The organism is Ruegeria sp. CDSC045, assembly GCF_059610725.1.
This window is the reverse complement of record NZ_JBXWOE010000013.1, coordinates 125972-136561: the sequence shown is the minus strand read 5'-3', so window position 1 is coordinate 136561 and position 10590 is coordinate 125972. Positions and strand designations below refer to the sequence as shown.

Genomic DNA, 10590 nt, shown 5'->3' with positions numbered 1-10590 from the left:
CAAAACGACAACCCGACGTTGACCGGAGCATTTTATCACGACACGCTGCGCTGCCTCCGAGGTCCGCTCTGAGCCCACAGCCGACATGTCTATTTCTCGCTGCGTGCGCTCGCAGCGCGGAAACCGCCGCGACCGCATCATTGCTAGCGCCGCTGAGCGGTACAAAAGCGGACCATTCCGTGCACTACGAACCTGATTGAGATCGGCACTGCTCGATGATGTGCTTGCGGACAGCAGCGACAGCGGGCATTGAAAGCCGCTGCGCACGACAAAGCAATGTGACCTTGACCGGTTTCAGCGACCAATCCGGCAGCAAACGAAAAAGTGTTCCGGCTGAGACGTCTGACTTTGCCAGTTGCTCAGGTAACATCGCGATTCCGGTCCCGAACATTGCCGCCGCACGGGCCAATTCCATTGTATTGACTCGGATGGCGGGCTCTGGACAAATGTCTTGTTGCACTCCGTCTGAGTTTCGAAACGACCAAATTGGCGCTTCCTGAGTACGCAAGATGACCGGCAGGCCTGGCAAGTCTGATGGTGTTCTCAAGGCGTCGAAACGATGTAGAAATTTCGGGCTTGCGAATGGCGCTCGCGGCGCAACCGGGAGAGACACAGCCACGTCTCGTCCTCTATCTCGTTCGCCCGTCCGAAATGAAAGGTCTATATCGTCGGTTGAAAAATCCGATCTGGCATCGTCTGCGTGTAACTCCAACTCAATTTCCGGATATTCGCGCTGCAGCCCCTCAATCATGGGCAGGAAAATTGTCTCCAGGAGACTGTTCGGTCCCGAGAGCGAAACGCGCCCTTCAACCCTGTCGCCTCTCTTAAGGCCAAGCTCAGCTTCGGCCTGCGCTGCGGCGTCAACCGATGCGACGCAAATGTTGAAAACCCGCTTGCCCGAAGACGTTGCCATGACCGATCGGCCAGATCGATCCAGCAGAGTGAGTCCAAGATCGGCTTCGAGCACGGCAATCTTCTGGCTGATAGCCGACTTTGTTGTTTTCAGATCAGCTGCAGCAGCGCTCATTGATCCGGCTCGGAGCGTGGCGACAAAGGCCTTGGTGCAGGAGAAATGCCTATCGTTCATAAATTCGAACGATAGTTTAAAAAAGAGCTATTTTCCAGAACTAACGGCCTAGCTAGGTTCTTCGCAACAAGGACGTACAGGAGCCGTATCGTGAGACAAGATTTGATATTCCATCCAGCCGATAGTCGCGAGCACAAAGACTTTGGATTCATGACTGCCCAGCTGTCTTTCAAGCCGCATCTGCAAACCGACCGGCAAAGGTTTGGCCCATTGATCACGATCGACGACGGCACGCTTGCACCTGGTGCTCAGGGGTTTGGCCTTCACCCGCACAAAGATGTTGAAGTGGTGACGTTTCTGGTCGACGGCTCCGTGGAACACATTGATCCAAATGTTCCGAGCCACAATGGCCGGATGTCTTCAAAAGGCATCCAAGTGATCACTGCAGGGACAGGCATCGTCCACAATGAGGTCAATGCTTCTTCAAGCGACCCAATGCGCGCGTTGCAGATCTGGTTTGAGCCCCACTCGCTTGGTCTGAACCCCGACTATGCGCGCAAGCAACTTGATCCGGGGGATTACACCGATGCCTTCCAACTTGTCCTGTCGCCGACGGGGGACAAGGAGTCTTTGGTTGCACAGCAAGATGTTCGCATGAATTACGGGCTGTTCACGACCTCTCAGACGCTCTCATTTCAACCCGCAGATCAAGGGCGCAGCATCTACGCCTTTGTCATCAACGGCTCCGGCGAAATTACCGGAAAACGCCTAACCAAGGGTGACGGGGTCGGGATTGTGAACACACAGACGCTGTCGCTTGTGACACAGCCAGATCTGGAACTGCTGATTTTCGACTTACCACCTCTCACGCTATCAAACTGAAACTGAAAGGAAAAAGTGATGACCGCTAAGAAACCGAGCCCCCAAAATGCCGCCATGGTGCTGATTGACCATCAAATCGGTACAATGAATTGGGCCAATTCTGTTGATCGGGATCTGATCGAAGCACACACACGTGCGCTTGCAAGGGTTGCTATTGATCTTGGAATGCCTCTTGTGATGACATCCAGCATGGAAGAACACATGCAAGGGCCGCTGATGCCTGCGCTGGAAGAGCTTGCACCTGATGCTTATGCGGCCCGGGTGAAACGCCCCGGTGTGGTGAATGCTTGGGATGACAGTGCGTTCGCAGATGCAGTGCGTGGTACTGGCCGCAAGCATTTCATCATGGCGGGGATCACCACCGATGTGTGCCTTGCACCTCCCGCCATTGATGCTGCTGCCGAGGGTTTTGAGGTGACGGCTGTCGTGGATGCCTCTGGCTCGCCCACATCGCTGACAGATGAGATGGCATTTCGGAAGATGGAGCGCGGCGGAGTCGAATTGACCACGACGAGTGCACTTCTCGCCGATCTCGCGGTCAATTGGACCAGCGAGGACGGGCAGAAGATATTGGCGGTGTTGGGGGAAGAAATCCTCAGCCGGGGTTAAAGGTCGATGATCGATGGAGGGTTCGCTGTCCATCGATTGCCCTTCAATGTAGCTGTTCGTTCCTCAAGGCCGCGCCGAAGCGCCGTGCGAAGTCCATGAACATTCTTTGTTCTTTCGACCCCATTTCAAACAGAGAGACCATGTTGGCTTCCTGCGCTGCTTGGATTTCACAGGTTTGTGCCTGTCCGAATGTCTGAAAACGGGAAATTCGTTGCGCCGACAAACAGCAATCGCTGCGGACGCAAATGCTTTCTGCGTCAGCAATAGCTGCGACTGCACAAGTCCGCTTTGTCCCACAGAGCCGACATCAGGCGCTCCTTATTGTGAACTCTCGAATGTCCGCTGAGAGCCCTTCCTGACAAATTCTGCGGAGGGATTGAATGTCCGGTCTCGAAGTGTCACGCGATCCAATCTAAGACTACGCTATCACTATTGGAGATCGCCAATACGATGAACTATGTCTCCTTCTTCTGGCACTCATACTGGCCGCGATCTGGTGAGCCTTTTGTGGTTGAAGGCGTGCTACGGGCTTTGCACAGGCAACTGGTGCTAAGATTTTCGGATTTGTTTCAAGTTTGCTAGACATAGCAGTTGGTATTTTCAATAACGAAGTCGCGTTGGGAATTTTGGATTGCGATTGGGGGGAATGTATTGGATGTTGAAAAGTCTGAGGCAGAGGCTTCGTTGAGTGACCGCGAAGCAAACTACCTTCTCGAAGAGTACAAAGCGCTAAGGGCTTCAATCGAGGCAGACACTGAAAGAAACTTTCGTCTCGAACGAGGGGCCTTCGCAGCGCTAGTGGTCATCTACGGATTGATTTTCAGCGATAGCTTCCTGATTAGCAACGAGTTCGAAACATGGGTATGGTTTGCGCCACCTTTTGTCTCGCTATTCTCGCTGCGTAGAACCTTTCTGCATCGCGTTTTCATAGAAAGTATCAGTGAATACATCCGAGCGAATATCGAACCTGTTATCGGTCCAAAAGCAGGTGGTTGGGAGCAAGAGCGATTTGCAGCAAGCCAAAGAAGAGTTCGGTACTTCTCGACAGACTATCGGCCAAGTAGGCTCTGGCTACTTATTTTCTTGGCGACCGCTGTTGCGGCTTTAACAAAGGTTTTTGGCTTCCACTAGGCCTCCTATTTGTGAACTCTCGAATGTCCGCTGAGAGCCCAAACTTCAAAATGATGCACGGCAAATGAATGGCCGCTTTGAAGCATTCGAGTTTACGTCTCCAAGACTTTCGCGAGTGTCTCATCGTCAATGTTCATGATTTGGTTGGCGTTAGGAAACCCTCCGTTCGTGACGTCTGCGATATATTCACGGTAGGCGGCGACACGTTCATCTTGCAGCCTGTCCCTCTCCGCGGCGAAGTTACGGTAGGTTTTCGCATGGCGCGGGATATGGCCACGGTTTTCGCCCAACAGATCAGCCAAGAACAGATATTGCGCATCACATCCACTGCCCGAACCCAGCGACATCGTGAGCATTGATGTGCGTTTGGTGATCTCGGTTGCAAGACCTGCGGCCACGATCTCCATTTCTACGGCGAACGCACTGGCGTTCTCGAACTCCTGAACTTGCGTCCAGATCATCTTGGCTTGTTCCATTGTCTTGCCGAAAGCTTTGAAGCCGCCTGTCCATGTGGCTTTGGGTGGCACAAGTCCGACGTGGCAAATGACGGGAATACCTTCGCGAACAAGTGCCTAGACTATCCGCGGGCTGTAGCCGCAATAGACCGACTGCGCACCTGCCATCATTGCGTCCATAGTATCGCGCAAAGCCTCTGTCGCATCTGCATGTTTGCCCCAAGGCAGGCCAAATTGGAAATGCGTTTCAGGCACAACTTTGGCGAAATGGGACCGCTCTGACACAAAGGCTGTGCCAATCATGTCTATGCCTGCCTGCGCGGCCGCAATCGCTTCTTCCTCACGGGCAACTTGCACATATGCAATTGTGCGTTTGCCTTTAGCGTCCAGTAGGTCCTTAACCGTCATGCCACCCATATCATTTGGCCCCGTTTGTAAATTTCTTGCGGCGTTCGCGGATTTTCGCGTCAGATTCGACAGTGCCATCATGGAACGAGCCAAACCACTTGTCCCACGGCAGTTCGAGCGATCCGTAGTTACATTCAAAATAACGGTGGTGCATCTGGTGATGGAACGTCCCCAACTTCAGGCGGTTCTTGTCCTTTACCAACATGCCTTCAAAGCCCGTATGTGTTGTCGCAGCCGTCAGCGCGTAGTATTGCAGGTGAAACAGGATGTGGAGCGGGTGTGCGGCAACCACAAAATGGATCAACACTGACCCAAGGAAAATCAGGTGTTCGACGGGATGCATCGCCATGCCTGACCATGGGCCGACGTTGATGTTACGGTGGTGCAACGCGTGCACGTGCTTGTACAAGAACGGGATGTGCAGAAACCGGTGAATCCAGTAGAAATAAAAGCTCTCCCAGACCGGTATCAGCAGGAACAGGGCAATGAACCAGATCGGGTGCGCGGCCCATGTCAGCATAGGGGCATAGCCATTGGCCATCGCCCAAAACATCAGCACCTCATAGAATGTCCAAATTGTCACGCCACTGGCGATGGTCCAGAACATGTTGTCGCGGATTTGCCCGCCTAGCGTGAACTGCCGCCCGTTTTTCATCAGGGGGCGCGGGTCGTACTTCAGCTTCTGCCCCTGTTTGGTGAAGGTGTAGAAATAAAGATGCAATCCTCCGGCCACGAGAGTCATCAACGCAACATTGCGGATGAACATCTGTGCAATCCACCCGACGGCAAGCGTTTGCGTTTCTTCTAACGGTGGCTGAAACCAATAGAACGATATGCAGGCGATCGCGACCACGATCAATCGTTCGGTGATGAAGAACCAAGAGTTCCAGAACCACTTCACCATCGCCATTGGGCGCTGCGGCCAACTGAAGAAGGGTGACACTTGAAGCGGCACGTTTGGCGTGTGGTTCCAGCCTTTGAGTGGTGCGTCAGACATCAGTCGCCTCCGATATTAACAGCACGTATATTTTTGCACGATTTGTTTCGACGGAAAAATAGTATTAAAAGATCATCATTATCACAAATTCAGAGATAGAAATGCCACTGACCCTTAAAGCAATGGAGTATTTCACGACTGCCCTGCGTCATGGGAGCATCGTAAAAGCGGCGGCGGAGCTGAACATTGCGGCCTCCGCAGTTTCCAGCGCGATTGATCAGGTCGAAGCGGAATTCGATCTGACCCTTGTGATCCGCCAGCGCGCGCGAGGAATCCAGGCGAATGCGGCTGGGCGAGATGTGGCGCGAAAATGCGAACACCTATTGGAGGACTATCGGTCTCTTCTGATTGAAGGAACGGAGCTGAAACAGTCGCAAAGCGGAACGTTGAAGATTGGTTACTATGCTCCCATCGCGCCCGCGTTCCTCCCGCAAGTTTTTGATGCGCTCTTGCCAAACCGAGCTGATATCACCCTTGAGCTGGAAGAATGTAACAATGATGAGGCACAGGATGGGCTGCTCAAGGGGAGATATGATGTTTGTTTGTTTGTGGCTGAAGGTGTTCGGCCTTCCATCGAATTTGACACTTTGATTGCGGCACCCCCGTATTGCTTGCTGCCAGAGTCCCATCCATTGGCAGGCCAGGATGCAGTCACGATGGCTCAGATTGCAAAGGAACCCTTGATCGTGCTGAACCGTCCCGTGGCCGCCTCCTATTACGAAGGTCTGTTTCAATCTGGAACACGGCAAGCGCCCGTCTCGGCCTATGCGAACTCGACCGAAATGGTACGCTGCCTTGTCGCCGCAGGCAGGGGGTGCGCCATCCTGAACATGCTGCCGCTGACATCCGAAACCTACGGAGGCTCGCCCGTCGTCGCCCGTCCGATTTCAGATACCTTGCCACCATTGACGCTGGCCCTCGGTTACGACCGCGCGCGCCCAAGGCGGATCGTTAAAGAATTCGCGCAAGCCTGCCGCGATCACTTCACTGCATCTGGGCCAACTCGATGTGTTATTTCGAGCTAGTCCGAGATAAGCGACCATTGGGGCGCATGCAGCGAAATGGTGCTGTGTCCGCGATGTGTGAGTTTGACAGGCCTCCATAATTGCGCGTGCAGCGAATGGCTGTTTCGGCGAGCCGCACCGCGGCAGCGAGATAGGGAAACGAACAGCAGGAACGGGCCGTCCGTCGCTCACCACTTTTCACCGTAGGGTCGCAGTTCTATGTCAAACGACCAAGTAGATCGGTCTTGATGGGCGATATGGAACACCTCCTCTGCTATGGCATCGGGTTTACTGAAGAAATCTTCGGGCGCGTCCGGGTTGAAGGGCATACGGGTCCAGGGCGTGTCGATGGCGGCATCGATGACCACATAGGCTACATGAATGCCCTTTGGCCCCAGTTCCCGGGCCAGGCATTGGGCAAAGATCCTCTGGGCCGCCTTTGTCGGGGCAAAGAGCGCGTAATTGGGGACCCCGCGCAAGGCCGAGGTATTGCCCGTGACCACGATGGCACCGCTGCCACGTTCAACCATTGCCGGGGTCAATTCACGCACCATGTAAAGCAGGCTTGTGGTGTTGACCCGGAAATTGCGTTCCAGTTCCGTGGGGTCGACCTCCATGAAGGGTTTGAAGGTGGCGCGAACGGCGTTGTGCACGATCACTTCGGGCGTGCCCATCTTCTCCTTCACTTGGCGGCAAACGCGGGCAAGCTGATCGAGATCCTCCAGGTCGAAGGCAAAGGCCTTCGAGCCGGGCAACTCTCTTTCAAGATCGCGCAACCGGTCCTTGTTGCGCGCCAGCAGGGCCACGCGATAGCCGTCGCGCGCAAACCGGCGGGCGACGGATGAACCGGTGCCATCGCCGACACCGGTGATCAGACAGACTTTGTTCTCCATGAGAATTCTCCTTCTACGATGGCTGCTCCGCCGACGGCTCCGCTAGATCAACGACTTTATGTCCGCCGCGAAGGTCGGGAAGGCATAGAGCGAGGACTTGTGGTCGCTGGCGGAAATGCCGTGGCGCATGGCCATGGCAAAGAGATGGATCTGTTCCTCGCCGTGATGACCCAGAACATGGGCCCTCACGATCCGGTCGCTGATCTTGTCGACCAGCACTTTCGACAAGGCTGCTGTTTCGGCATAGGTCTTGGCGGAAAACCAGCCCGACATGTCTGATACTGTCACGGCGACATCGAGGCCTTTTTCTTTGGCCTCGGCTTCGCTCAGCCCGACCGTGCTGAGTGTCGGGACCGTGTAGACCGCACTGGGGATCACGCTGTAATCCGGATTTCTGGTTGGTCCGTTGACGATGTTATGGCCGACAATTTGGCCTTCGTAAGTCGCAATCGGAGACAGCTCGGGGGAGTGTTCCAGTGCATCACCGGCAACCCAGACCGACGGGTTCGAGGTCGATTGCAACGTGTCGTCGATGAGAATGCGACGCCCGTCATGAGCAATATCCCCGGTCTCGAGGTTCCGGCCGTCGATATTGGCGATGCGGCCCGCGCCGTTGACGACACGCTCGGCGTTGAAGCTTTGATCGCAGCTATCATGGGAAAACTGCACCGTGAGACCGTCGCCTTTCTTCTCGATCGCCGTGACCGATACCCCGGTCTTGACGCTCACACCGAGGCGTTCGGTTTCGGCCCGAAGCGCGGCGACGGCATCAGCATCGAGACGCGGCAGGAGCTGCGGCAGCGCTTCGAGGATCGTCACCTTGACGCCCGCGCGCGCATAGACATGGCTGAACTCCATCGCGATGACACCGCCGCCGATGAACACGGCCTCGCCCGGCAGCGTCGGGTCCGACAGAACCTCGTCCGAGGTGATCATGTGTTCGGCGCCGGGGATCGGCAGCGGCCTGGGTCTTGATCCCGTCGCGATGACAATATCCTTGCCGGTGATGACCTGCCCGTCGACCGCGACGCTGTTAGGGCCGGTGAAACTGGCAAAACCGCGATAAACGTCGCCGCGCTTTTCGGCCAGGCCGAGCATAGCGTCCGGGATGAAGCCGATCAGGTCCTTTTCCCGCTCGATCAGCCGGGCCCAGTCGAGCCTTGGTTCGCCGACGTTAATACCGTGCACCGGGGCCTGCTTGATCTCATGCAAGGGGTGGGCAGCGGCGACCAGCACTTTCTTAGGGGTGCAGCCGCGGTTGGGACAGGTGCCACTGAAATCGCGCGCTTCGACAAAGGCGATGGACTTGCCCGTCTCGTGGGCGATGGCCGACACGCCGAACCCGGCATTGCCGCCACCGATAATCACAATATCATATGATTTAGCCATTTTCTTTTTCTCCTGGAGCTATGGCCCCGGCCGTCTTGGTTGATCGGGCGCGATCACCCCGCGGGGCCGAAACTTTCGGTGTGAATGTGTTCCGGGAGTACGCCACGGCCTTGCAGATCCGCCTGCAAAGCGCCCATGAATTTTGTGGGCCCGCAGATGAAGTAATGCGCGTCGACATTGTTGATCAGCCGCGCCAGCAGCGCTCCGTCAATGCGTCCGTGACTGTCATAATCGACCGCGATATCGTCCTCCGGGCCGGGCTGGCTGTAGGCGACATGCACGGTGATGCCCGAGCGGCTAGACGCCAGGTCACGAACCTCCTGCGCCAGCGGGTGATGCTGTCCGTCTCTTGCGCCATGCACGAACCAGACCGGGCGGTTGCCTCGCTCGCTCGCAACCGCCTGCAGGATGCTCATCATCGGCGTGACGCCGACGCCGGCGCTGACCAGAACCAGCGGGCACTTGTAGCAGGTCATCACGAAATCCCCCGCGGGCCGGCGGCTGTTGATGATCGCGTCCGGTTCGAGATGGTCATGCAGAAACCGGGAGGCGATGCCTTTCGGTTCGCGTTTCACGGTAATGCGGTAGCGATATTCATTCGGCCCGTTGGACAGCGAATAGGTGCGGCTGATCGGTTCGCCGATCCCCGGAATGTCAAGCTCGATCGGCAGGTGCTGACCCGGTTCGAACCCGGCCAGGGGTTCGCCGTCCCGCGCCTCGAAGACGAAAGAGGTGACATCGGCACTCTCGGGCGCCTTTTCGACAAGCCGGATTGAGCGGACCGAATCCGCATCCGTTGCCCATCTGAGGCTGACTGCCGATCGTGTCTCGACAACCTCGTCGATCTCCAGCGTCACCAGCCGGCGCGCGCCGGGAAACCGGGCGAGCGCATCGCTGTCCCAGTCGATCGAGGCTTTGCCGGTCAGTTGAAGAAAGCTGCCGCTTGCGAAATCGACGAACAGAAGCCCGGCCTTGGGATCAAGGAGAATATTGCCGATCGTGTTGAAATGGTTGTTGCCCGCGTAATCCGGAAACCGCAGCCGCCCGTCATCCGGCACCGCGACGAAACCCGGGTCGCCGCCGCGATGCGAGGCGTCCATCCCGAAGGTCGCGCTTTCGCCCTCGCCGCGATAGCCGCTGGCGATGAAAAACGTGTCCGCGGACGCAATCCATCGGGCCTGCTCGGTTGTCAGCCGCCTGCCTCTTGTGGTTTCGCAGCGAACAGCACCTGCTTCACGGTGCCAGTTTCGTTCGCGAATGTATTGCGGGCAGTTGCCGAAACTCTGGTCGACGCGAAAGTCGAACCCGGTGGCGGTGACCCCGGCCGCGCGGCCATTGACACGGTTGCGGCGCCGGGTGGCCAGTTCGATGCCGAGAATGCCGATATCGCTGCCAGGCAGAATGTTGTCGTGCAGGGCATCACCCGGTCCGGGCAATGCACTGATCGAAAGCGCCTGATTGTCGGGTGACGTGACAAATCCCTCGGGCCCTTCCAGCAAGGTGACCCAGGGCCGGTCCTGCCCGTCCCGCGCGGCGACGACCAGGAACGGTAGGGCAGTGTGAAACTCGCGGTGCTGTTCGGGCAGGTGATCGCGGACAACCTGTCGGGCCCAGTCTTCGATGCCGCGGACACCTAGCCGCTCCTGCGCCAGGTGTTCGCCCTGGTGGAACGGGGACATGCTGATGTCGCTCTGAATGGTGTCAGGCATCGGAATTCTCCTTGCGCCGGGATGGCGTTCTGGTGACTGCAGACGAGTTAGACTGCGCCCGGTCATCGGACCGGGCGCATGGATTC

Annotated in this window: 10 protein-coding genes and 1 pseudogene; 4 read left to right on the top strand and 7 right to left on the bottom strand. The window is 56.7% G+C overall.

Going from position 1 to position 10590, the window contains the following annotated elements; all coding sequences use genetic code 11:
* Positions 1 to 184 precede the first annotated feature (184 nt).
* Positions 185 to 1087, bottom strand: coding sequence for a LysR family transcriptional regulator (locus AC2FH6_RS19340; RefSeq protein WP_496694316.1), 903 nt, complete (start codon positions 1085 to 1087; stop codon positions 185 to 187).
* A gap of 90 nt (positions 1088 to 1177) precedes the next feature.
* On the opposite strand from AC2FH6_RS19340, the gene AC2FH6_RS19335 reads away from it, so the two are divergent.
* From AC2FH6_RS19335 to AC2FH6_RS19325, 3 genes are all read left to right on the top strand, one after another.
* Positions 1178 to 1909 (top strand): pirin family protein, encoded by a 732-nt coding sequence (locus AC2FH6_RS19335; RefSeq protein ID WP_496703994.1) that lies wholly within the window; start codon positions 1178 to 1180, stop codon positions 1907 to 1909.
* A gap of 18 nt (positions 1910 to 1927) precedes the next feature.
* Positions 1928 to 2518 carry an isochorismatase family protein gene (locus tag AC2FH6_RS19330; RefSeq protein ID WP_496703993.1) on the top strand — a complete coding sequence of 197 codons (591 nt, stop codon included), beginning with the start codon at positions 1928 to 1930 and terminating at the stop codon, positions 2516 to 2518.
* A gap of 651 nt (positions 2519 to 3169) precedes the next feature.
* Complete coding sequence (locus tag AC2FH6_RS19325; RefSeq protein ID WP_496688766.1) at positions 3170 to 3649, top strand: hypothetical protein; 480 nt, start codon at positions 3170 to 3172, stop codon at positions 3647 to 3649.
* Positions 3650 to 3741: 92 nt separating this feature from the next.
* Here AC2FH6_RS19325 and AC2FH6_RS19320 read toward each other — a convergent pair.
* From AC2FH6_RS19320 to AC2FH6_RS19310, 3 genes and pseudogenes are all read right to left on the bottom strand, one after another.
* Positions 3742 to 4209 (bottom strand): annotated as a pseudogene (locus AC2FH6_RS19320) (3-methyl-2-oxobutanoate hydroxymethyltransferase); the annotation flags it as partial.
* 12 nt (positions 4210 to 4221) lie between these two features.
* Complete coding sequence (locus AC2FH6_RS19315; RefSeq protein ID WP_496703992.1) at positions 4222 to 4512, bottom strand: hypothetical protein; 291 nt, start codon at positions 4510 to 4512, stop codon at positions 4222 to 4224.
* A 10-nt stretch (positions 4513 to 4522) separates the two neighbouring features.
* Positions 4523 to 5509, bottom strand: a complete 987-nt coding sequence (locus tag AC2FH6_RS19310) for a sterol desaturase family protein (RefSeq protein ID WP_496703991.1) — start codon at positions 5507 to 5509, stop codon at positions 4523 to 4525.
* A gap of 101 nt (positions 5510 to 5610) precedes the next feature.
* On the opposite strand from AC2FH6_RS19310, the gene AC2FH6_RS19305 reads away from it, so the two are divergent.
* Positions 5611 to 6534 (top strand): LysR family transcriptional regulator, encoded by a 924-nt coding sequence (locus AC2FH6_RS19305; protein ID WP_496703990.1) that lies wholly within the window; start codon positions 5611 to 5613, stop codon positions 6532 to 6534.
* Positions 6535 to 6701: 167 nt separating this feature from the next.
* On the opposite strand, the gene AC2FH6_RS19300 is transcribed toward AC2FH6_RS19305, so the two are convergent.
* From AC2FH6_RS19300 to AC2FH6_RS19290, 3 genes are read right to left on the bottom strand one after another with little or no spacing between them, the layout of a single operon-like run.
* Positions 6702 to 7406: an SDR family NAD(P)-dependent oxidoreductase gene (locus AC2FH6_RS19300; protein ID WP_496703989.1), complete on the bottom strand. Its 705-nt coding sequence runs from the start codon at positions 7404 to 7406 to the stop codon at positions 6702 to 6704.
* Positions 7407 to 7448: 42 nt separating this feature from the next.
* On the bottom strand, positions 7449 to 8795 hold the full coding sequence (locus AC2FH6_RS19295) for a dihydrolipoyl dehydrogenase family protein (RefSeq protein WP_496703988.1): 1347 nt from the start codon (positions 8793 to 8795) through the stop codon (positions 7449 to 7451).
* A 53-nt stretch (positions 8796 to 8848) separates the two neighbouring features.
* Complete coding sequence (locus AC2FH6_RS19290; RefSeq protein ID WP_496703987.1) at positions 8849 to 10504, bottom strand: FAD-binding oxidoreductase; 1656 nt, start codon at positions 10502 to 10504, stop codon at positions 8849 to 8851.
* Positions 10505 to 10590: the final 86 nt, after the last annotated feature.

What these genes read in the sequence shown, in the direction of transcription:
- AC2FH6_RS19340 (WP_496694316.1), bottom strand. Translation starts at nt 1,087, where the DNA reads ATGAACGATAGGCATTTCTCCTGCACCAAGGCCTTTGTCGCCACGCTC.
- AC2FH6_RS19330 (WP_496703993.1), top strand. Translation starts at nt 1,928, where the DNA reads ATGACCGCTAAGAAACCGAGCCCCCAAAATGCCGCCATGGTGCTGATT.
- AC2FH6_RS19315 (WP_496703992.1), bottom strand. Translation starts at nt 4,512, where the DNA reads ATGACGGTTAAGGACCTACTGGACGCTAAAGGCAAACGCACAATTGCA.
- AC2FH6_RS19310 (WP_496703991.1), bottom strand. Translation starts at nt 5,509, where the DNA reads ATGTCTGACGCACCACTCAAAGGCTGGAACCACACGCCAAACGTGCCG.
- AC2FH6_RS19305 (WP_496703990.1), top strand. Translation starts at nt 5,611, where the DNA reads ATGCCACTGACCCTTAAAGCAATGGAGTATTTCACGACTGCCCTGCGT.
- AC2FH6_RS19300 (WP_496703989.1), bottom strand. Translation starts at nt 7,406, where the DNA reads ATGGAGAACAAAGTCTGTCTGATCACCGGTGTCGGCGATGGCACCGGT.
- AC2FH6_RS19295 (WP_496703988.1), bottom strand. Translation starts at nt 8,795, where the DNA reads ATGGCTAAATCATATGATATTGTGATTATCGGTGGCGGCAATGCCGGG.
- AC2FH6_RS19290 (WP_496703987.1), bottom strand. Translation starts at nt 10,504, where the DNA reads ATGCCTGACACCATTCAGAGCGACATCAGCATGTCCCCGTTCCACCAG.